Below are 21,368 nucleotides of genomic sequence, written 5' to 3'. Positions count from 1 at the left end.
TGGCTGCCCTATCTATCGTCGATGTCACTGATCGATCTTGCTGAACAATGCAATCCGCAATCTGCGGCTGGTGGAACTATTACGGGACCTTCTATCGGACGGCCATGCACAACCTCAGTCGGTATCGAGACTGCAAGCTCGTGCGCTGGGCCCAGCGCAAGTACAAGACACTGCGACTGCACAAACGGCGCAGTGAGGAGTGGTTACGCAAGATGAAGAAGGCGTATCCGCGACAGTTCATGCACTTGCAGTTTCAAGGGGCATAGATTGGATAACGGGAAGGGCTGACTTGACTTGCCAACCCGCACGAAATGACGACAAGGAGTGGCCCGCAGAGTGAAGCTCAATTGCAGATTTATGTTGTTGCAATGCTGCTGCCTATATTGCTTCACGGGACTGCTTCACGAAGCTTCGGCGAAATGATGCGCGGCCCATCGGGCCGCGCTGCGGTCACGCTATCACTAGTCTCACTGTGTCACAAAATCTATTTGCAGTGAAGCGATACCTGGTAGTATTGAATAATACAGACTTCGGGCGATCGCGATGAGAGAAGATGTCGACGAATTTGACGCGTATCTGAATCATCTGGCGCTGGCGTTAGGGCACGCCGATCGCCATGCCGGCCTCAAGGGTTACTGTTCGGGCTTGGTAATGCCGTTGTCACGCAAGAGCGTCGAGCCGATGGCCGCGCATATTGACCCACTTCACGCGAGTGCGAAACACCAGTCACTTCACCATTTTGTGGCCAAGGCAGAATGGTCTGACCGGGCGGTCCTGCAGCGGGTACGCGAATGGGTGATGCCCGCGTTAGGCCTGCACGCTGCTGAAGAGGCTGGCTATTACTGGATTATTGACGATACGGGCTTCCCGAAGAAGGGCAAGCATTCGGTCGGCGTAGCGCGACAATACTGTGGGCAACTGGGCAAACAGGATAACTGCCAGATCGCCGTGAGCCTGTCGATCGCGACGCAACGGGGCAGTTTGCCGATTGCCTGGCAATTGTATATCCCCAAGGAATGGATTGACGACCGGGAACGTGCCCGTCGCGCTGGCATTCCCGACGAACTAGTTTTCCAGACCAAGCCACAGATTGCGCTGGCCCAGCTTCGCGAGGCCATAGCATCCGGCGTTGCGCCGGGCATCGTGCTGGCCGACGCTGGGTATGGCGACGAAACCGCATTCCGGGAGGGCATAACTGAACTGGGTTTGTTGTACGCGGTAGGGATCCGGCCGGTCACCTCTGTGTGGGCGCCAGGTACGGAGCCGCTTCCACCCAAGCCCTGGAGCGGGCGCGGTCAGCCACCGAAGTTGTTGCGCCGTGCGCCCGGCCATAAACCGCTCGCGGTGAAGGAACTGGCCATGCAATTACCCGTGAACGCCTGGCAAACCGTAACCTGGCGGGAAGGTAGCAACGCAGCACTTTCCTCACGCTTTGCCGCCGTACGGGTTCGTCCCGCACATCACGACTATTGGCGAAGTACGGTTCGCGACGAAGAATGGCTGCTTATTGAATGGCCTGATGGCGATACGGAGCCGCTCAAATACTTTCTCGCTACTGCCCCCGAGGAGGCGACACTTGAGCAGCTTGTGTTCGTGACCAAGATGCGCTGGCGCATCGAGCGCGACTATCAGGACCTGAAACAGGAGTTCGGGCTCGGTCATTATGAAGGGCGAGGCTGGCGTGGCTTTCACCACCACGCCACATTGAGTATCGCTGCGTATGGGTTTCTGATGGCTCAGCGACTGCGAATGCAATCAGGTGGACGCGATAAAAAAAACTTCCTTGAACGGGCGCTGCCTGCCCTTCCCTCGGATTACATCCCCCGGGGCAGTCCAGCGCGCTCAACGCCACGTTCCTGATTCCATTACCACGTTGCGCATCCTGCTTGGACTAAGGCTCATGCAACGATGGCTCGCTCCCTAGTACAGCAATCGAGCGCGCAATTATTTATATGACACAGTAGTACTAGTGGGCCATCGCAATACGGTGCGTTGCGGAATCAGGCACCGGCCCTGGAACGGCGCAGCCATTCGTCGAGACCGATGCGGCCGAGGCGCGCCTCGCCCAACGGGACGAACGAATGTTCTTCGACGCGGCCGCCGAAGTATCTGGCCTCAGGGTTACCCACGACCTCACGCGGATCGCCGACCGCCTTCCGGTAGCGGGCGACGATTTCATTGAACGGCGCGCGGTCCGGGCCGGCGATCTCGACGATGCCATCGCGCGGCGCCGCGAGCGCAACGTCGGCAACGCTGGCGGCCACGTCGTCGGCAGCGATGGGCTGGAACAGGCCGGGCGAAAGCCGCACTACGTTGCCATCGGTGCATGGTGTAGGAACGCCGGAAGCCCCGATCAGTTTCTCCCGGCCGACCCTCAGATGGCTTCACGCACGAATGGGTAAAGCCGCGAGCGAAGAGCGTTGTGTCGGGCGATCGAAAGAGCACCGCAGGTTGAGGCGGCATCGAGTCGGGGACGCTTGCGCGTGGCGCATGCGGCGATGCCCGACGCCGCAATTGCTGCCTGTGAGGCAACAGGGTGCACATGGTCGTCCCGCAAAGCCTAGTGTCGTCGTTTGATCGGGCTTCCAGGCATAAGGTGCATGGCGGATGTCCGGAGCTGATGCAAATCGCTGTGGCGGAGTTCATCACGGAGGAACACTTCTCCCGCCACATCAAGCGGATGCGGAAGCTCTACCGCGCCGGCGCGCAATGTTGGCGCAGGCGCTTGCGCCCTACGCGGCGAATGGCCTTATCGTTCGCCTGCTGAACGGCGGCACGCACCTTCTGATCGGCGTGCGTGAAGATCCCGACGACACCCTTCTGGCAACGCGTGCCCGCGAAGCAGGCTTCGCTATGCATGCGCTGACGCGATCGCGTAACCGCTCACCAAGGCGGCGCGGCCTGCTGAAGGGATTCACGAAGATTCGCAATCAAGCCGAGGCCGAGCGCCTAATAGCGGAACTGATCCCGCCGTATCGTAGAGAGAGATTGGAAATGAACAGAATCGATCCATGGCTCCAGATCGTCAGCGGGTTGCACGGTCATATTCGATTTGCACCGCTTCCGAACCGAAACCCCGCAGTTCATGGGACGCGCGAACGCTGCAGCCCGATAACGCACTCGATGGCCAATGCCTCGTCCATCCGACGCATCGAGTGGCAGCCAACCTGCACGATCCTGGTTTCGCGGAGTGATTCGACGCTCGGCCGGTACGAGGATCAGACGTGGCGGCCGGCTTAGCCCGCACCGCCGGAATTTGCGGCCTTACCGGCGTGCCGGTGCAGCGCGGCGACACCGCATTCCGGCCGCTCCTGCGTGGTGGTGCGACGCCGAGGAACTCACTCGACATGATTCTCGCCGACACCTTAACGGGCGCGAAAAGACTGACGACCCATTCGATTTATTGGGTGAATCACGTTTAAAGCAAAGCATTGAACGAAGGAAAATGACTTTGTCGAAAAAACAGTAATAAAAAGCAGAATCCCGCGCGTCGAAACATATTGATCGGCAGTGCCACTGCCGCGGGCGGGCTCGCAGCATTCCCGCTTCCAGGCACGATTCGGGCGGCACAGTCTGCCGTTTCGTCGGGTGTGTCGAAGCCTCAGGGCCGATATCCCGCGAACTACATATCCACAAAGGATGGCACGCAGTTGTACTCCAAGGACTGGGGCGCTGGCCGTCCCGTCGTGTTCTGTCATGGCTGGCCGTTGAGCTCCGATAGCCGGGAATCGCAGATGATGCAACTCCTGACCGCGCTTAAACTCGGCAGGGCCGGCGTGCGCGTCGTCGTGCTCGAAACAGAATCCGGCGTCTCGCCCTCGTCTCGAGCGTGTTGCTCCCACAAGGCATCGACGCGTTCCGTGACCACTTCGTCGAGGCACTTGAGGACGGGACCACAGAACTGGACGGTATCGCACGCACTGCGCTCCTCGCAGGCTCGCGTCACATCCACGCCCTCGACGTGCAGATCGCGTGGCTTGACTCGCAGATTGCGTCCGGTTAGGTATGGCAACCGTCGCGAATACTCACCTTCACGAATATAGGTTTACGCTAGCGTGTGGATTCACAGATGAGGTGTCGTATCATCTACGAAAATCGCACGGTAGGCGCGACTCAGATTTTTCCGTTGCCGATACGCGATTTCTGACAATGCTGTGTCTGCGGAATCAGATAGTTCAATACCAAAATATTGATGTTATCAATTTCTGATACTAGAGGCTCGCCGCCTCCCTCAAGCGCCTCACTTTCTTCAGCGAGGAACCATGCCGTCTGGGTCAGACTCACGCGTCGCTTCGACTATCGTTCGCCCGCGTCGGGAGTGAATGTGATGGTATTGCCGTGTTCGTCACAACAGTCCCAGTATGGTGGCGATCCAATTGCATCGACAAGAAAGGCCGATACTTCGCGTACCTTTTGTGACCGCAATCTGTTCTCGGGCGAGAGAAGCTGGATCTGCCGGTCATCGGGCGAAGCGGACTTGTCCCAGTCTGTCAGCAGGCTCGAAAGCCTTCCCTCCTTGAAGCTTGCCTGATTGAACATCCAGCTCGGAAGCAGCACGATCCCGCGCCCTGCCATGGCGGCCGCAACAAGTACCTCAGCGTTGTTACTTCGCAATGGGCCGCTCACATCGATTGATTCAAAGTTCTCTTTGAATGACCGCCTGAAATACCACCGCTGCGCGCCTTGCTGCCCCTTGTACAAGAGGCAGCTATGCTCCCGAAGATCTTCCGGTGTTTGCGGCGTGCCGTGCAGCGCCAGGTATTCCGGGCTCGAAACGAGTCGGTATCGTTGAACGCTGAGCACCTTGCCTATCAACCCGGAATCGACGAGTGGCCCCACACGAATCGCAATATCTGCGCCTTCCTGCACGGGATCGATGAGCGCGTCGGTCAGCGTGAGTTCGATCGACAGTTCTGGGTATCGGGCCTGGAGCTGATTGATGAGCTGCGCAATATGGAGCCGTCCCAGCGCTTCTGGCGCATTGATTCTGACGAGTCCGCGAATACTCGCGTCCCGATGCGCCAGTTGCTCTGCTGCTCCATCGAGAAGATCAATGGCCTCGCGCACCTGCGAATAGTAGCGCTGACCCTGTTCCGTGAGCCTCACGGCGCGGGTGCTCCGATAGAACAGTTGCTGTCCGAGCTCTTTTTCCAAAGACGCAACGAATCGGGACACTGATGAAGCAGGGACGTCGAAATGCCGAGCAGTAGCGAGGAAACTACCCGTTGTCGAAACCATCAGGAAATATCGGAGCGCTTGAAGATTCATGGCTGCATTCTGGCTGCAGGGGCGGGACGTTCGCCAGGAGGCGTGATGAACGAGCCCAAAAAATGCTGATTCAGCATTAAAGATTTGCTGCGTTGAGTAATTGTTACAGACAACTCACCTCGTTACCATGGATTCCGCTAATTTCTTTGGAGTGAAACATGAGCACATCACAAAAGGTTGCTGTCGTTACGGGTGCATCGCAAGGCATCGGTGCTGCAGTCGTACAGGCATTCAGAAAACTCGATTACCGTGTGGTTGCGACTTCACGTTCTATCAAGCCTTCGGACGATCCGAACATCCTGGCGATTGCGGGCGATATCGGTGATCCGGCGACTGCGCGGCTCATCATCGCGGAAGGTGTAAAACGTTTTGGCCGGATCGACACGCTGGTCAACAACGCCGGCATCTACATCGGCAAGCCATTCACCGAACACACGGCAGACGATTTTGTCGCCGTGACGAACGTCAATCTCGCAGGCTTCTATTACGTCACGCAGCTCGCGATCGCCGAAATGGAAAAGCATGCGGGCGGTCACGTCGTCAGCGTTACAGCGAGTGTCGTCGATCAGGCAATCAGTGGCGTATATTCGGTACTCGCTGCTTTGACCAAGGGCGGGCTGAATGCCGCAACAAAGTCGCTTGCAATCGAGTATGCAAGAAAAGGTATTCGTGTCAACGCCGTCGCGCCGGGGATCATCAAGACGCCGATGCACGCGCCGGAAAACCATGAGGCACTTGGCGCTTTTCATCCTCTCGGCTTTATGGGCGAGACGAGCGATATCGTCAATGCGATCCTGTATCTGGAATCCGCACCGTTCGTCACGGGCGAGATTATGCACGTCGATGGCGGCCAGAGCGCCGGTCGTTAAGCGACGCTGAAATTGCCCAACGTTCGATGTCCCTCGCGTTGTCATCTTGCATACATGTCTGCTCGCCAGACAGATTGCATTCGACGTCAACGCGCTGCACGTGCATCTCTTCGCAACCCCACATAAAATACATGCAAACAACGTCACACGCGCCGACGCACTCGCCCTCAATGGCGGTGTTGCAGGCAAGCAGCTTTGCGTTCATGCTCGTCGAGTTCGACGTGACCATCGTCAACGTGGCACCATCCGCTATCGCATTCTGGAGCCGGGCCAGCTCGGTGCCTGTGAAAACTGCCAGTTGAACTGACGTGCCCCGCTGGCCCGTCATTGAAGTATCAACCTCTTGCGCGGGGTCATGCCGCCAGCCGTTCGATTCGCGCCGGCATTTCACGCTCATCGAGTCCCGCCAGATCGTTCAGGTCAAGTGCACGAATGCTGTCTGTCATGAAATCGACGAACACACGAATTCGCGACGGCAAATGCTGACGGCACAGATAGCTGATGTAATGGCCTTGATCATCTGGCTCATATTGCCTCAACGCAGCAACGAGTGCGTTGCTCGACGTATGACCTTTGATCTGATATGCCGGGAGCTGTGCGATTCCGGCGCCTTCCAGAACGGCATTCAGCACCAGTTCGGGATCGTTGAATGTCAGATGTGCCTCCGGAAGGTACTTTTCCGGGCGGCCATCGACCTTGAATTCCCACTCTGCAACGCGACGGTTTGACGACCGCAGATTGATGCAATCGTGGTCACCAAGTTCGTCCAGTGTCTGCGGCAGGCCATGCTTGCTGGCATATGCGCGGGAAGCGCAGAGTATCAGTTGCATAGGCACCAGTTGCTTCGCGATGATGCTGGAATCCTGGATGAATCCCTCACGAAAAGCGACGTCAATCTGTTGACCTGCAAAGTCTGCGGGCCTGTCGTCCAGAAGCAGATCCAGAGCGATATCCGGGTAGCGTTCCGAGAAGCGCGAGAGCAACGGCGCAACGACCTTGCGGCCAAACCCAACGGTCGAGCTGATTCTTAGCAAGCCGCGCGGCGGTCCTTGACGCAGATCGCGCAGATCGCTCATCGCCTCGACAATCTGCGTCACGCCTTGATTGCAGTTCTGGAAGAACCGCTCGCCTTCGAGCGTCAATCGTGTCGATCGCGTGGTCCTCTGAAACAGACGCGTGCCGAGCTGCATTTCGAGTTTCTGAACACTTCTACAGACCGAGGAACGCCCAACGCCCAGCCGATCGCCGGCTGAGGCAAAGCTACCCTCCGTGGCGACAGCCATGAATGCGATGATTCCGGCGTAGCTCGTCGACAGACAGGAGGACAGTCCGTCCGCGTTGTTCGACACGCCGACGCGAAACGCACGACGCGATGTATCCGGTTGGTCCATTAGTAGCTCCCGCTATCCACAGTGCTGACTAGCACACCTGCCGATGAGACATTTCAATTCCCAGTACGCTGCGCCTGATCTGCTCACCGCACTGTTTGATCTCGTCGACCATGGAAAAAGGATAGGCCTGGTGCACTCACCTCACCATTCTACGGATGGCGGACGCCGCACAATACATAAGCTTTGGAAGCCTATACAAAGGTTTAAGACGCGGTCAGCCACATGTGAAAGGAAATGACACGCCCGGTCAGAACACGTTGCCGTGAAGTGCCGCAGGCCACGAATTGGCATGTCTGTGGAGGGATGAAGAAGCCGGCCGACAGGTCCGCGGCAGCCGTGATAACCGCACCCTATATCAAGGTATTAGGCCTGCAACTACGTTTGTATGATTTTCGGCAGTTACCCCGGGAAATATGCTTGACTCATGCACCTCTTGCAAGCAAATTCCTCGAGTAAGGCGGCATCGTGTGTAACGCCCGGTTCGTATCGATCGTTGAAGACGACGAGGCACTCCGCCTCGCCATGGATACGCTCGTGCGCTCGTTCGGCAGGCAGACGCTTCTGTTTGCTTCCGCAGAGGAGTTCCTGACGTCTGGCCTGATCGTCGAAAGCGCATGCGTGCTCTGCGATGTCATGCTGGACGGCATCTCGGGTATCGCGATGCACGAAAAGATGCTCGAACTGGGCTACAGGACGCCAGTTCTGTTTCTGACTTCATTTCCGACGCGCGATCAGACGGTGCGGGCCATGACAAATGGCGCACTGGCGGTGCTGAGCAAGCCCGTCGATGCGGACACGATCGCGCATTGGCTTGGCATCATGCTGGACTCACCACGTCAACGGCCGTCAACAGGCGAGGCACCGTCGTTTCCCAACGACTAGTTACCGATCCCCAACGACTCGGACATCTTCACAAGCGCCGCAACGGATCGTGCGCACATTTTCCGCATCACCTGTCCGCGGTGGATCTTGACGGTGATCTCGCTAACGTTCATCTCCGAAGCGATCTGCTTGTTCATCATTCCCGCTACGACAAAAGCCATGACTTCCCGTTCGCGCGGCGTCAGTGACTGGTAAGCGGCGAGCAGCGTCGCATTGGTTTGCTCCGCGGCGAGACGCTCGCCGTCGCGCGTCAACGCGTTGGCAACGGCGTCGAGCATGTCCTGGTCGCGGAAAGGCTTGGCGAGAAAGTCGACAGCACCGGCTTTCATGGCTTTGACTGTCATCGCAATGTCGCCATGGCCCGTCATGAACACGATCGGCATGCGCAAGTTGCTTTTTGCAATCTGCTCCTGGAAGGTCAATCCACTTTCGCCGCGCAGCCGGATATCCAAAACAAGACAACTGGGGGTATCCGGCTTCGGGAAGGCAAGGAAGTCCAGCGACGATTCAAATATCTCGACGCGCAGACCGACTGAGCGCAGCAGATCGCGTACGGCGAGCCTCATTGCTTCGTCGTCGTCGATCACGTACACGATCGGCTCCTTCCGGGCGTGCATGCCTTGTGTCGAAGGAGGAGGAGACTCCGCACTCATTTGCTTTCCTTGCCAACGTGCCATGCTGTTGGCAGCTTCCACGATGTTTCCTTCTCTACATAGATGAAGGTAATTGGCGTTGGCTTCCCGATACACGTGGTACGAAGAAGCAACGCAGGTGCTCGCGTTTTCCTCACAAGAAAGGCAGGAGCCGCGCGCTCATTGCGCTTGAGCCTGACTCAAGCATGCTACACACTTGTAACGCGCGCAGCAAAGCAGAGGACGCCGGGGCGGCAGAAGCCGGCAGGTCTCGTTTGCATGCCGCGTTGCGTAGCGGTATCAGGCACTTTCCTTCGACCGGCGGAGCCATTCATCCAGACCAACGCTGCCAAGCCGCGCCTCGCCCATAGGCACCAGCGACTGTTCCTCGACGAGACCGCCAAAGTATCGCGCGTTGGGATCGCGTACGACCTCGCGAGGGTCTCCGACCACCTTCAGATAGCGGGCGATGATCTCGTTGAATGGCGCGCGCTCCGGGCCCGCAATTTCGACGATGCCATTGCGCGGCGCCGCGAGCGCGGCCTCGGCAACATTAGCGGCAACGTCATCGGCCGCAATCGGCTGAAACAGACCTGGCGAAACCCTGATCTCGTTGCCCACGGCGCATGAATCCGCAATGCCGCCGAGGAATTCCAGGAACTGGGTGGCGCGAACGATCGTGTATGGGATACCCGAACCCTCGATCAGTTTCTCCTGCGCGACCTTGGCACGAAAATAGCCATTCTCGGGCGTCCGCTCGATGCCGACGATTGAAAGCGCGACATGGTGCCCAACACCTGCGGCCACCTCCGCTGCAAGAAGATTACCCGTTGAGGTCTTGAAGAATTCCAGCACCGCCTTGTCTTCGAACGAAGGCGAATTGGATAGATCGACCACCACCTGCGCGCCTTTCATGGCCGCTGCGAGTCCTTCGCCGGTGATGCTGTTGATTCCGTTTCTGGGAGAGGCCGCGACCAGTTCATGTCCATGTCGGGCCAGAAGCGCAACAGTCTTCGAGCCGATCAGGCCCGTACCGCCGATGACGACAATCTTCATGACTCGTTCTCCATATCCTTCGCGGAAGATTCCGCATGAACTCATCATAGATAGTCGCCGCATATCCCGGCAGATACGTGATGCGACGCACAGTGTTGTCCAAACGGCACCAATCGAAAACGGCTTGTCGCTCTATGCGCGCGCACCCGCAACTTCAGGCGTCTGAGGGACTTGCGCGAAGTTGACGCAAGCCTGCGTTTGGCTTCAGGCCATCTGTCTCTACAAACCAGTCCGCGAGATCACGCCGGGCATCTGGCTATTGGTGCACACCCGGCAACGGTGCGTGTTCTGCTGCATATCTACCGAGGCGAAACGTCGCCACCTACCATGCTGACACACGAACGCGATCGACTCGACCGCGTCCTTGTTCAGCTGGCAGATGTGACATTGAACGACTCGCCATGGAAACGCTACTTACCGGATGGTCCGCAGCTTCGCGGAGATCGACCGACACGCAACCCACCTTCGCTGTCGGCGCCCATCTCGTCAGTGAGCGTGAAGGCTATACACACCATGGAATTTACGCGGGCAACGGACTGGTCATTCACTACGGTGGCTTTCATCGGTCGACGATGCGGCGCCCTGTTGAATATGCGTCGCTGAATGACTTTTCTGCGGGACGCGACATACACGTCGCAAGCGAATCCGATGTCGTCTACACCGGTATCGACGCGTTGCGAAGAGCGAAGTCCCGGCTAGGTGAAGACAGGTATCAGCTTTTCACGAACAACTGCGAGCACTTCAGCACATGGTGCGTACGAGGCGTCGCGCGTAGCGAGCAGGTGCGGCACTGCTTGATGAATCCATGGAAAGGCATCAGGACTTTGCTGGCAATCGCAAGAGCGACGTTGGCTTTGCGTGACACGGACGGTAATCGCTGGGACAAGAGCAGCTTTCCTCTCGCCACGGCGTCCCGCGTGAGACCAATCTAAAACCCGACGCGAATTCGTCCAACTTCGATCTCTATTACTATGGATGTCTAACGGATAGACAATGAACGCCAAACCCAACCGTAGTGCGAACGCGCCATTGACAGGCATCAAGTTCGCAATCGGCACATTCGCGGTCGCACTTGCTACGTTCATGAATGTGCTCGACTCCTCCATCGCCAACGTCGCGATTCCCACGCTTTCCGGCAATCTTGGCGTGTCGGTCGATGAAGGCACATGGGTCATCACGCTGTTCGCGGCAGCAAACGCAGTGTCAATTCCGCTTACGGGCTGGCTCACGCAGCGGGTGGGCCAGGTCAGGCTGTTCGTCTGGGCGATCCTGCTGTTCGTGCTGTCATCCGCGGCGTGCGGGCTTGCGCCGAATCTCCTGGTGCTGCTCGCAGCGCGCGTCGTGCAGGGTCTCGTCGCGGGACCGCTTGTGCCCCTCTCGCAAGCACTGCTACTCGCGTCCTTCCCCGAGGACAAAAGCTCGAGCGCGCTGTCGCTGTGGGCGATGACCGCGACGGTCGGGCCAATCGCCGGCCCGGCGCTTGGCGGATGGATCACCGATAGCTACAACTGGTCGTGGATCTTCTACATCAATGTTCCCGTAGGTCTGTTTGCAGCGGGCGCGATCTGGATGGTGTACCACGATCGCGAAACGACGGCACGCAAGCTGCCCATCGATGTCATCGGTTTGCTCTCGTTGATCGCGTGGGTGGCGTCGCTACAGATCATGCTCGACAAGGGCAAAGACCTCGACTGGTTCAATTCGCCCGTGATCTGGGTGCTCACCGTCGTCGCCGGTATCAGCTTTCTGTTTTTTCTGATCTGGGAGTTCACGGAAGAAAAACCGGTGATCGACCTGCGTCTCTTCGCCGGGCGCAATTTTCTCGGCGGCACGGTGGCGATTTCCGTTGCTTATGCGCTCTTCTTCGCGAATCTGGTGATCCTGCCGCAGTGGATCCAGGGGTATCTCGGCTACCGCGCAGTCGATGCAGGGCTCGTGACGGCACCGCTCGGCATCTTCTCCGTGATGCTCGCGCCGTTGCTGGGGAAAATCATGCCGCGCTCCGACAGCCGTGTGCTCGCCACCCTGGCGTTTGTCGGCTTTGCCGCCGTCTTCTTCATGCGCTCCCGCTACACGACGGATGTCGACGTCTTTACGCTCGTGCTGCCGACCTTGTTGCAAGGTATTCCCACGGCTCTATTTTTCACTCCCCTCACCGCCATCATCCTTTCGGGACTGCCTCCCGAGAAAATTCCAGCGGCAGCGGGCCTGTCGAACTTCGTGCGGATTTTCGCCGGCGCAGTGGGCACGTCGCTGCTGAGTACAAAGTGGTCGGACCGGACGATCTTCCATCATGCGCGGCTCGTCGATCAGACGAGCGTGAACAATCCGAACTTCATCAATACCATCGCCAACCTCCAGACGACGCTCAACTTCAGCACGGCAAAAGCCACAGCACTGTTCGAGTCCTCGCTTGACGCACAGGCGTCCATGCTCGGCCTGAACGACGTCTTCTGGATGTCCGCTGTGATCTTCATCGTCATCGTTCCTCTGATCTGGTTCACGAGGCCGACCAGGGGCGCGAGCGCTCCGGGCGCGAGTGGCCACTGATGCATCACACGCGCACATCCATTCCACGTACTAACGGGGTCCGTTCGAAATGAACTCGCAGACTTCTGGCTCGGCCATCGTCAACCGCGTGCTAAAGGTCGGTTTGTCCGCCGTCTGTGCCACCGCGCTCTCCTCATGCGTGAACTACGCGGGCATCCACAGCGATGCACACGTTGCCTCGCCGAAGGCGTTTGAGACAGCCGCGAGCCTGCCCACCGAACACGGTCGCTGGCCCGCTGCCGACTGGGTCAAACAGTTCGGCGATGCGCAGCTCATGGCGCTGATCGCGGAAGCACGGAAAGACAGCCCGACACTCGAGCAAGCCCGGTCGCGAGTGAGCGCCGCGCAGGCCTTCAGCGAAACCGCGAAGGCCGGCACGCTGCCGCGAGTCGATGCGGACTATTCGCTGACGCGCCAGCAGTACAGCGGCACCGCACTGATCCCGCCACCCGTTGCCGGCTCCTGGCAGACGGAGAACAAGGGGCTCCTGACGGCTTCATACGACCTCGACCTGTGGGGCAAGAATCGCGAAGCGCTGAAAGCGGCCGTGTCGCAACTGCAAGCGAGCAAGGCTGACGAAGAAGCCGTCGGACTTACGCTCGACACCGCAATCGCACGCACCTACAACCAGCTCGCCCGCCTCTACGTGCTGCGCGACATTGCGCTGGAGGAAGTGGCGCGCCGTGGGGAAATCGATCGCATCACGGCGAGCCGCATCGCGACGGGTCTCGATACGCAGGTCGAACGCAAGACCGCGCAGGCCAATCTCGCGACGAGTCGCGCGAATGTCACCGCGCTCGATGGCAGCATTCTCGCCACACGCTATCAGCTGGCGGCATTGCTGGGCGCTGGCCCGGATCGCGGTCTGCGGATCGAGCGGCCCGCGCTCGGCATCGGCGACGAAGTGCGCCTGCCCGACAACCTGCCGGCGGACCTTGTGAGCCGTCGCCCTGAAATCGTTGCAGCCCGCTGGCACGTCGACGCGCTTACACACGAAGTGAAGGAAGCAAAGGCGGAGTTCTACCCGGACATCAATCTGAGCGCGGCCATTGGCCTCGACGCGTTCGGTTTTGGCCGCTTTCTGACGGCCGCGAGCCGGACGGCCTCCGTCGGCCCCGCAATCCACCTGCCGATCTTCGACGCCGGGGAGTTGCGCGCACAGCTCAAAGGCCGCTATGCGGAATTCGACTATGCAGTTGCGACGTACAACCTGGCGCTCGTTACCGCGCTCAGCGAAGTTGCCACGCAGCTTGCCGAGCTTCGTTCGAGCGATGCACAACTCGTCGATGCGCAACTGGCCCAGCAAGCGGCAAATGGCGCCGACCAGCTTGCGATCCGGCAGTACAAGGCCGGCCTCACGAACCAGCTGACGGTTCTCAATGCCGACGTCACGGCTCTGGGCACCGAACAGGCGGTCGCCAACCTGAAGATGAACCGTCGCGACCAGCAGATCGCGCTCGCCTCGGCGCTCGGCGGCGGCTATGTCGATAACCAGCCAGAGGCAGCAGGTAGCACTGATGCCGGCGCGACGACAAATCCCGTCGCCGTCTCACGTTGACCGGCGTTCGCAACCGCTTTTGGAGAATTGAAATGGGAAATTCCTTCACGTCCAGCCGTGAACTCGCGCGTGACAGCACGACAAAAGACGGCGAAATCAGCGGCGATGCGACGGCATCCACCGCCAGCAAAAGCACTGGATCGGCCGCCCAAACCCGCCGCAAGCGCCTGCTCACGCTTTTGGCTGCCGCGGTGGTCGCAGCTGGCGCGGCCTATGGCACCTGGTACTTCAAATGGGGGCGATATCACGAAGCAACCGACGACGCCTATGTCAGCGGCAACCTCGTCGAGCTGACGCCTCAGGTTACGGGCACCGTCACCGCCGTCAACGCCGACGACACTCAGATCGTGAAAGCGGGCGACGCAGTCGTCGCGCTCGATCCCGCCGATGCGCGAAACGCCCTGACGAACGCCGAGGCCGAACTTGGACAAACCGTGCGTCGTGTGAGCAGCCTGTATGTGAACAACGACTTCTACGCCGCGAACGTTGCGCAACGAAGTGCGGAACTCGCCCGCGTCACGAACGATCTGCGGCGGCGCGAGGCTGTCGCGGACTCGGGCGCTGTCTCCGCCGAAGATATCGCCCACGCTCGCGATGCAGTGAACGCGGCACAGGCCGCGCTCGATGCAGCACGTCAGCAGGACGAAGCCAATCACGCGCTGACCGACCGTACGACGGTGGAGCAGCATCCCGATGTGCAGGCAGCAGAGTCGAAAGTACGGGACGCCTGGCTTGCCTACGCGCGTAACACGTTGCCCGCGCCCGTCACGGGCTATGTCGCGAAACGCTCGGTTCAGGTCGGGCAGCGCGTGTCTCCCGGCACGCCGCTGATGGCGATCGTACCGCTCGACGGCGTCTGGGTCGACGCGAACTTCAAGGAAGTCCAGTTGAAGCGCATGCGCATCGGTCAGCCTGTCTTGCTGGTCGCGGACGTGTACGGGTCGGGCATGACGTATCACGGCTGGATCGAGGGCTTTTCGGCCGGCACGGGCAGCGCATTCGCGACGCTGCCAGCACAGAACGCGACGGGCAACTGGATCAAGATAGTGCAGCGTTTGCCCGTGCGCATTCAACTGGATCAGCGCGAACTTGGAGCGCATCCGCTGCGCATCGGCCTGTCAATGCAGGTCAAAGTCGACACGCGCGATGACTCCGGCACCCAGCTGGGTGCCGCCAGGAACACGAGCTATCACACCGATGTCTTCGCGCAGTACGGGTCACAGGCGGATAGGGAAATCGCGAAGCTGGTCGCGCAGAACGAAATGGCTTCGCGCACCGCCGCCGCGAAGTCTGCCGTAAGGAGCGCCGCGCCGAAATCGCAGGGTGACGCAACGCCAGCTCGCGGACGCGCGCACGGCGCGCAAGGCGGCGACGCATGACGCCCATCCCACAGGCCGCATGTCTCGCCGATGCATCCGCGTCGGCGAAGCGGTCAACCATCAGACGAGATCGCCCCGCTCCTGCGACCTGTCGCGATCAAATTCTTGCCACGGTGTATGCTGATCCGATCCCTGCTGCCATGATGCCCAGCGCCGCGTTGATGGCACCACAGGCAGCAGCCCTTTGCCAGCCTCGGCAGATGAAGACCTATAGACGGTTTCGGTGCCAATGGGTAAGAGACTCCAGATCCTGTGGGACGATGGCGAGCGCGTTCTCTGCCGGGGGTGGCACCCCGAGGAGGATGGCAGCCGCGAGTTCCTGCTGGTGCAGCCCGCTGCTGAACATCCGTCACCCGCCAGTCTCGATCGTCTCGCTCACGAATTTGGCCTGAAAGACGAACTCGAAGGCGCATGGGCAGTACGACCACTGGCGCTGATGCGCGAAAGCCGGCGCCCCATGCTGGTGCTCGACGATCCCGGCGGCGAGCCTCTCGCGGGGCTGCTCGGTACACCGATGGAGATCGGAGAATTTCTGGCGCTCGCGGTCGGCATCGCCACGGCGCTGGGCAAGCTGCATCAGCGTGGCCTCGTTCACAAAGACCTCAAGCCCGCTCATATCCTCGTGAACTGTCCCGATGGTAACGTACGGCTCACCGGTTTCGGCCTTGCGTCGCGGCTTCCGCGCGAGCGACAGGCACCGGAGCCGCCCGAGACCATCGCCGGCACACTCGCCTACATGGCGCCCGAGCAGACCGGCCGGATGAATCGTTCGATCGACTCCCGCAGCGACCTCTATGCGTTCGGCGTCACGCTTTACCAGATGCTCACGGGCATGCTGCCGTTCACCGCGAACGAACCGATGGAATGGGTGCATTGCCATATCGCCCGAAAGGCGGTGCCACCCAGCACCCGTATAGAAACTGTCCCGGCCGCCGTCTCGCTCATCGTCATGAAACTGCTGGCCAAGACGGCCGAGGAACGATATCAGACGGCGGCGGGCGTCGAACATGATCTGAAGCACTGCCTTGCCGCCTGGCAGCGCGAACAGCGCATCGATGAATTCCGGCTCGACGAGCACGATACGCCCGACCGGCTGATGATCCCCGAAAAGCTCTATGGGCGGGAGCACGAAGTCAGCACGCTGGTCGCGGCATTCGACCGGACGGTCAGGAACGGCGCGCCGGAACTGGCGCTGGTATCGGGCTATTCGGGCATCGGCAAATCGTCGGTAGTCAATGAACTGCACCGGGTGCTGGTGCCGCCGCGCGGACTCTTCGCGTCCGGGAAGTTCGATCAATACAAGCGCGACATCCCCTATTCGACGCTGGTGCAGGCGTTCCAGGGGTTGGTGCGGCCGTTGCTCGGCAAGCCCAAAGCGGAGCTGGCGCGATGGCGCGTCGCGTTGCTGGAAGCGCTCGAGCCGAATGCACGGCTGATGACCGATCTCATCCCCGATCTGAAGCTCATCATCGGTGAGCCGCCGCCCGTTACTGAACTCGCACCTAAACTTGCGCAACGCCGCTTCATGGTTCTGTTCCGCAGCTTCATCAGCGTGTTCGCCCGACCAGAGCATCCGCTTGCGCTTTTCTTCGATGATCTGCAGTGGCTCGATGCTGCCACGCTCGATCTGCTCGAAGATCTGCTGACACGTTCCGATTTGCGGCATCTGATGCTGGTCGGCGCGTATCGCGACAATGAGGTCGATGCGACGCATCCACTGACTGGCAAGCTTCAGGCCATCAGGAATTCGGGTGTGCGGATCGAAGAGATTACGCTGACGCCGCTCGCCAGCGCACATATCGAGCAATTAATCGCGGAAGCGCTGCACACCGAACAGCAGCATATCGAGCCGCTCGCGCGATTGGTGCATGGCAAGACTGCCGGCAATCCATTCTTCGTGATCCAGTTCCTGCACGCACTCGCCGACGAAAATCTGCTCGCCTTCGACCACGACGCCAGACGGTGGTCGTGGAATTTCCAACGCATCCATGCGAAGGGCTACACCGACAACATCGTCGAGCTGATGATCGGCAAGCTGGCCCGCTTGCCGGCAGAGACGCAGCACGTGTTGCAGTATCTCGCCTGCCTCGGCAATGTCGCCGACATCACAACGCTGTCGACCGTCGCCGCGATGCCGCCAGAGCAGGTTCATGCCGTGCTGTGGGAAGCCATCCGGCAGGAGTTGATCGGGCGCCACGAAGATTCGTACAAATTCGTTCACGACCGCGTCCATGAAGCCGCCTATTCGATGATCCCCCAAGCGTCGCGGGCCGACGCGCATCTGCGGATCGGACGCCTGCTCGCTTCGCAAACGCCGCCGGAACAGCGCGTAGCGCGTATCTTCGAGATCGCGGGTCAACTCAATCGCGCCACTGCGTTGATCACTTCGCGCGACGAACGGGAGCAACTCGCAGAGTTCAACCTGCTTGCCGGCCTGCGCGCCAAGGGATCGACGGCCTATGCGTCGGCGCTCACTTACCTCGTCGCTGGTGTCCAACTGCTGGACGACGATTGCTGGTGCCGTCGACATGAACTGATCTTCGCACTGGAATTGAATCGGGCCGCATGTGAATATCTTACTGGTCAGCCGTCTGTCGCAGACGAGCGATTGTTGGCGCTGTCGCAGCGCGCCACGACGACCGTGGAAAAGGCTAATGTCGCGTGCCTGCACACCGATGTCTGCTCGACGCTCGATCAAAGCGGCCGCGCTGTCGCCGTATGCCTCGACTACCTGCGACATGTCGGCATCGAATGGTCGCCTCATCCGCAGGATGATGAGGTTCGAAGCGAATATGAGCGCATCGGGGTGTTGCTCGGCGACCGCGCCATTGAAGCACTGATCGATTTGCCACTGATGCAGGACCCGGCGCACCTCGCGACGGCTGAAGTGCTGAGCAAGCTGTTCGCGCCTGCTGTGCAGACGGACGCCAATCTCGCTGCTCTGTTGAGTTGCAAGGCGGTCAGCCTCAGCCTCGAGCGCGGCAACTGCGATGCGTCATGCGTGCCCTACGCGATGGTCGGCAGGATTGCCGGTCCCCGTTTCGGCGACTACCAGTTCGGCTTCCGGTTCGGCCAGCTCGGCTACGATCTCGTCGAACGACGCGACTTCAGACGGTTCGAGGCGAGCGCCTATTCCGTCTTCGCGTCCTTCGTGCTCCCGTGGATGAAGCACATACGCGTGAGCGTCGACGTCCTGCGACGCGCACTCAAGGCGGCGAACCGGATCGGCGATCTTACCTACGGCGCCTACACGTCCAAGAACCTCAACTCGTGCCTGATCTTTGCCGGCGACCTGCTTCCCGACGTGCAGGGCGAAGCCGAGCATGGGCTGGTCTACGCCGAAAGAATGCATTTCGGTCTGGTGATCGACTTCATCAGTGCGCAACTCGCGCTAATCCGGATGCTGCGCGGCCAGACAGCAACATTCGGCTGCTTCGACCATGACCAGTTCAGTGAGACGCAGGCCGAACATCACTTGTCCAGCAAGCCCGCGCTTGCCGTTCCGGCGTGCTTTTACTGGGTCCGGAAGTTACAGGCTCGCTATCTGGCGGGTGACTACGCTGCGGCGATGGATGCCGCATCGAACGCGCAACGGTTGCTCTGGACTTCGTCTTCGTTTATCGAGGAAGGTGAATATCACATTTACAGCGCGTTGACCCTGGCCGCCATCTGCATGTCCGCTTCCGTCGACGAAAGGTCGCAGCATTGGGACGCGCTCACCGCGCACTACGCGAAATTGCAGATCTGGGCGAAGAACTGCCCGGAGAATTTCGCGGCTCGCACCGCGCTGCTTGGTGCCGAGATAGCCAGCATCGAAGGCCGTGTGCTCGAAGCGGAACAGCTTTACGAACAGGCGATCTCGTCGGCGCAGGAAAACGGCTTTATCCACATCGAGGCGCTGGCCAATGAACTCGCGGGCCGCTTTTACGCAGGACGCGGATTCGACAAGATTGCCCGCGTGTATCTGCAAGATGCCCGCTATGGCTATCTGCGCTGGGGCGCCGATGGGAAAGTGCGGCACCTCGAAGAACACTATCCGTTCCTCGGAACGGAGATTTCCGCCCCCGGTCCGACGACCACGATGGCAGCCTCCGTCGAACAGCTCGACCTCGCGACTGTGATCAGGGTGTCGCAGGCGGCCTCGGGCGACATCGTGCTCGACAAGCTGATCGATATGGTCATGCGTACCGCCATCGAGCAGGCGGGCGGCGAACGCGGCCTGTTGGTGCTGTCGGAGGGCGGTGAAGAGCGGATCGCGGCCGAAGTGACGGCAGGCCGCGACACGACGCAGTTGCAACTGTACGACATGCCCGTCAGCGCCACGCTGCTACCCGAGTCGATCCTCTACCATGCGCTACGCACCCGCGAAAGCATCTTTCTCGACGATGCCGCGACTGCGTCATCGTTCTCCACCGACTCATACATCCGTGCACATCACGCGCGCTCCATTCTCTGCATGCCGCTAATGAACCAGACGAAGCTGGTCGGCGCGCTCTACCTCGAAAACAACCTGACCGCCCGCGCATTCAGCCCGGCCCGCATTGCCGTGCTCAAACTGATTGCGTCGCAGGCCGCGATTTCGCTCGAAAACGCCCGTTTGTACCGCGACGTGACCGAGCGCGAAGTGAAGATACGGCGCCTCGTGGAAGCCAACATCATCGGGATCATCGTCTGGAATGCCCGTGGCGATATTCTCGAAGCCAATGACGCATTTCTTCGCATGGTGGGATACGAGCGGGAAGATCTCATGTCGGGGCGCGTGCGCTGGCTCGACCTGACGCCACCGGATTTGCGCGAGGGTAGCGAACAGGCGCTGACGGAAGCCGTCCGCACCGGGCGCGCCCCGCCGTACGAAAAGGAGTACGTCAGGAAGGATGGCCGCCGTGTCCCCGTCATTGTCGGCCTGGCGAGTTTCGAAGCGAGCCGCAAGGAAGGTGTCGCGTTCGTGCTCGATCTGACCGAGCGCAAGGAAGCGGAGAAAAGAGTCCGCGAGAGCGAGCAGCGTTATCGCGAAGTGCAGACGGAGCTTGAGCACGCAAACCGTGTGGCGACAATGGGACAACTCACGGCCTCCATTGCGCATGAAGTCAACCAGCCGATCGCCGCGACCGTTACCAGCGCACAGGCTGCACTGCGCTGGCTGCGTGCCCAGCCGCCCAATGTCGACGAAGTCGATCGGGTGCTGAGTCGCATTGTAAAGGATTCGACCCGGGCAGCCGATGTCCTCGGCCGCATTCGTCAAATGGTGAAGAAGGCGCCGCCACGCAACGAGCCCGTGGACATCAATGCGGCGATCTGCGAGGTGGTCGAACTGACACGCGGCGAAGCAGCGAAAAACGGCGCTCTTGTGCGGACCGAACTCTCTGAAGACTTGCCTTTAATAGAAGGAGATCGCGTCGAGCTACAGCAAGTGCTACTCAATCTGCTCATGAATGCGCTCGAGGCAATGAACGGCGTTAGCGACGGCGACAGAAGTTTGCAGATCAGGACGCAGCGCGCCGACTCCGACACCGACTGCGTGCTCGTGAGCGTGCAGGACTCGGGGCCGGGCTTTGCCGTGCAGAACATCGAGCACATTTTTGCGCCGTTCTATACGTCGAAGCCCACGGGTCTCGGTATGGGACTTTCGATCTGCCGTTCGATCATCGACGCGCATGGTGGTCGGTTATGGGCGACCCCTAATCAACCACGCGGCGCTGTTATTCATTTCATAGTGCCTGCGCATCAGGCAATGTCATCGTGATCCTTACTTTCCCCGTCTCAGATGGGTTGTTCAGCACCAA

The 21,368-nt window shown here is 60.0% G+C and carries 17 protein-coding genes and 1 pseudogene; 12 read left to right on the top strand and 6 right to left on the bottom strand.

Annotated elements, in window-relative coordinates:
- The first annotated feature begins 543 nt into the window (after positions 1–543).
- Complete coding sequence (locus tag H1204_RS30870) at positions 544–1,860, top strand: IS701 family transposase (RefSeq protein ID WP_180732393.1); 1,317 nt, start codon at positions 544–546, stop codon at positions 1,858–1,860.
- 140 nt (positions 1,861–2,000) lie between these two features.
- Here H1204_RS30870 and H1204_RS30865 read toward each other — a convergent pair.
- Positions 2,001–2,375 (bottom strand): annotated as a pseudogene (locus H1204_RS30865) (NmrA family transcriptional regulator); the annotation flags it as partial.
- 334 nt (positions 2,376–2,709) lie between these two features.
- On the opposite strand from H1204_RS30865, the gene H1204_RS51640 reads away from it, so the two are divergent.
- The 3 genes from H1204_RS51640 to H1204_RS30855 all read left to right on the top strand — a co-directional run bounded on the left by H1204_RS51640 (position 2,710) and on the right by H1204_RS30855 (position 4,003).
- The gene (locus tag H1204_RS51640; protein WP_243468908.1) at positions 2,710–3,240 is read left to right on the top strand and encodes a hypothetical protein; all 531 of its coding nucleotides are present in this window, start codon (positions 2,710–2,712) and stop codon (positions 3,238–3,240) included.
- Entirely contained in the window at positions 3,225–3,422 is a 198-nt protein-coding gene (locus tag H1204_RS51635; protein ID WP_346015768.1) for a DUF3331 domain-containing protein, read from the top strand. The genes H1204_RS51640 and H1204_RS51635 overlap by 16 nt, the downstream gene beginning before the upstream one ends.
- A 407-nt stretch (positions 3,423–3,829) precedes the next feature.
- Positions 3,830–4,003, top strand: coding sequence for a hypothetical protein (locus tag H1204_RS30855; protein WP_180734373.1), 174 nt, complete (start codon positions 3,830–3,832; stop codon positions 4,001–4,003).
- 110 nt (positions 4,004–4,113) lie between these two features.
- Here the strand turns inward: H1204_RS30855 and H1204_RS30850 are convergent, their stop codons facing one another.
- Together H1204_RS30850 and H1204_RS30845 are read right to left on the bottom strand one after the other, a co-directional pair.
- Entirely contained in the window at positions 4,114–4,284 is a 171-nt protein-coding gene (locus H1204_RS30850) for a hypothetical protein (protein ID WP_180734372.1), read from the bottom strand.
- A gap of 12 nt (positions 4,285–4,296) precedes the next feature.
- Positions 4,297–5,268 (bottom strand): LysR family transcriptional regulator, encoded by a 972-nt coding sequence (locus H1204_RS30845; RefSeq protein WP_180734371.1) that lies wholly within the window; start codon positions 5,266–5,268, stop codon positions 4,297–4,299.
- Positions 5,269–5,426: 158 nt separating this feature from the next.
- On the opposite strand from H1204_RS30845, the gene H1204_RS30840 reads away from it, so the two are divergent.
- On the top strand, positions 5,427–6,137 hold the full coding sequence (locus tag H1204_RS30840; RefSeq protein WP_180734370.1) for an SDR family oxidoreductase: 711 nt from the start codon (positions 5,427–5,429) through the stop codon (positions 6,135–6,137).
- Positions 6,138–6,268: 131 nt separating this feature from the next.
- Complete coding sequence (locus H1204_RS30835; protein WP_180734369.1) at positions 6,269–6,439, top strand: hypothetical protein; 171 nt, start codon at positions 6,269–6,271, stop codon at positions 6,437–6,439.
- Positions 6,440–6,490: 51 nt separating this feature from the next.
- Here H1204_RS30835 and H1204_RS30830 read toward each other — a convergent pair whose 3' ends face one another.
- The gene (locus tag H1204_RS30830) at positions 6,491–7,528 is read right to left on the bottom strand and encodes a LysR family transcriptional regulator (protein WP_180734368.1); all 1,038 of its coding nucleotides are present in this window, start codon (positions 7,526–7,528) and stop codon (positions 6,491–6,493) included.
- 465 nt (positions 7,529–7,993) lie between these two features.
- Between H1204_RS30830 and H1204_RS30825 the strand changes: the two genes are divergently transcribed.
- Complete coding sequence (locus H1204_RS30825; RefSeq protein ID WP_180734367.1) at positions 7,994–8,410, top strand: response regulator; 417 nt, start codon at positions 7,994–7,996, stop codon at positions 8,408–8,410.
- On the opposite strand, the gene H1204_RS30820 is transcribed toward H1204_RS30825, so the two are convergent.
- Entirely contained in the window at positions 8,407–9,063 is a 657-nt protein-coding gene (locus H1204_RS30820) for a response regulator transcription factor (RefSeq protein WP_180735097.1), read from the bottom strand. The genes H1204_RS30825 and H1204_RS30820 overlap by 4 nt on opposite strands.
- Positions 9,064–9,342: 279 nt before the next feature.
- A complete protein-coding gene (locus H1204_RS30815) occupies positions 9,343–10,098 on the bottom strand; it encodes an SDR family oxidoreductase (protein ID WP_180734366.1) in 756 nt (251 codons plus the stop codon).
- A 401-nt stretch (positions 10,099–10,499) separates the two neighbouring features.
- Between H1204_RS30815 and H1204_RS30810 the strand changes: the two genes are divergently transcribed.
- The 5 genes from H1204_RS30810 (at position 10,500) to H1204_RS30790 (ending at position 21,328) form a co-directional block, all read left to right on the top strand.
- The gene (locus H1204_RS30810; RefSeq protein WP_180734365.1) at positions 10,500–11,030 is read left to right on the top strand and encodes a lecithin retinol acyltransferase family protein; all 531 of its coding nucleotides are present in this window, start codon (positions 10,500–10,502) and stop codon (positions 11,028–11,030) included.
- A gap of 61 nt (positions 11,031–11,091) precedes the next feature.
- A complete protein-coding gene (locus H1204_RS30805) occupies positions 11,092–12,648 on the top strand; it encodes a DHA2 family efflux MFS transporter permease subunit (protein ID WP_180734364.1) in 1,557 nt (518 codons plus the stop codon).
- Positions 12,649–12,697: 49 nt separating this feature from the next.
- The gene (locus H1204_RS30800; RefSeq protein ID WP_180734363.1) at positions 12,698–14,206 is read left to right on the top strand and encodes an efflux transporter outer membrane subunit; all 1,509 of its coding nucleotides are present in this window, start codon (positions 12,698–12,700) and stop codon (positions 14,204–14,206) included.
- A gap of 32 nt (positions 14,207–14,238) precedes the next feature.
- The gene (locus H1204_RS30795; RefSeq protein WP_180734362.1) at positions 14,239–15,585 is read left to right on the top strand and encodes an HlyD family efflux transporter periplasmic adaptor subunit; all 1,347 of its coding nucleotides are present in this window, start codon (positions 14,239–14,241) and stop codon (positions 15,583–15,585) included.
- A gap of 229 nt (positions 15,586–15,814) precedes the next feature.
- Complete coding sequence (locus tag H1204_RS30790; RefSeq protein ID WP_180734361.1) at positions 15,815–21,328, top strand: ATP-binding sensor histidine kinase; 5,514 nt, start codon at positions 15,815–15,817, stop codon at positions 21,326–21,328.
- Positions 21,329–21,368: the final 40 nt, after the last annotated feature.

Source organism: Paraburkholderia sp. PGU19 (assembly GCF_013426915.1).
Lineage (GTDB): Bacteria > Pseudomonadota > Gammaproteobacteria > Burkholderiales > Burkholderiaceae > Paraburkholderia.
The sequence above is the reverse complement of the archived record's forward strand: the minus strand, read 5'-3'. Positions and strand labels throughout refer to the sequence as shown.

What these genes read in the sequence shown, in the direction of transcription:
- H1204_RS30870 (WP_180732393.1), top strand. Translation starts at nt 544, where the DNA reads ATGAGAGAAGATGTCGACGAATTTGACGCGTATCTGAATCATCTGGCG.
- H1204_RS51640 (WP_243468908.1), top strand. Translation starts at nt 2,710, where the DNA reads ATGTTGGCGCAGGCGCTTGCGCCCTACGCGGCGAATGGCCTTATCGTT.
- H1204_RS30845 (WP_180734371.1), bottom strand. Translation starts at nt 5,268, where the DNA reads ATGAATCTTCAAGCGCTCCGATATTTCCTGATGGTTTCGACAACGGGT.
- H1204_RS30840 (WP_180734370.1), top strand. Translation starts at nt 5,427, where the DNA reads ATGAGCACATCACAAAAGGTTGCTGTCGTTACGGGTGCATCGCAAGGC.
- H1204_RS30835 (WP_180734369.1), top strand. Translation starts at nt 6,269, where the DNA reads ATGCAAACAACGTCACACGCGCCGACGCACTCGCCCTCAATGGCGGTG.
- H1204_RS30830 (WP_180734368.1), bottom strand. Translation starts at nt 7,528, where the DNA reads ATGGACCAACCGGATACATCGCGTCGTGCGTTTCGCGTCGGCGTGTCG.
- H1204_RS30820 (WP_180735097.1), bottom strand. Translation starts at nt 9,063, where the DNA reads ATGAGTGCGGAGTCTCCTCCTCCTTCGACACAAGGCATGCACGCCCGG.
- H1204_RS30815 (WP_180734366.1), bottom strand. Translation starts at nt 10,098, where the DNA reads ATGAAGATTGTCGTCATCGGCGGTACGGGCCTGATCGGCTCGAAGACT.
- H1204_RS30810 (WP_180734365.1), top strand. Translation starts at nt 10,500, where the DNA reads ATGGAAACGCTACTTACCGGATGGTCCGCAGCTTCGCGGAGATCGACC.
- H1204_RS30805 (WP_180734364.1), top strand. Translation starts at nt 11,092, where the DNA reads ATGAACGCCAAACCCAACCGTAGTGCGAACGCGCCATTGACAGGCATC.
- H1204_RS30800 (WP_180734363.1), top strand. Translation starts at nt 12,698, where the DNA reads ATGAACTCGCAGACTTCTGGCTCGGCCATCGTCAACCGCGTGCTAAAG.
- H1204_RS30795 (WP_180734362.1), top strand. Translation starts at nt 14,239, where the DNA reads ATGGGAAATTCCTTCACGTCCAGCCGTGAACTCGCGCGTGACAGCACG.
- H1204_RS30790 (WP_180734361.1), top strand. Translation starts at nt 15,815, where the DNA reads ATGGGTAAGAGACTCCAGATCCTGTGGGACGATGGCGAGCGCGTTCTC.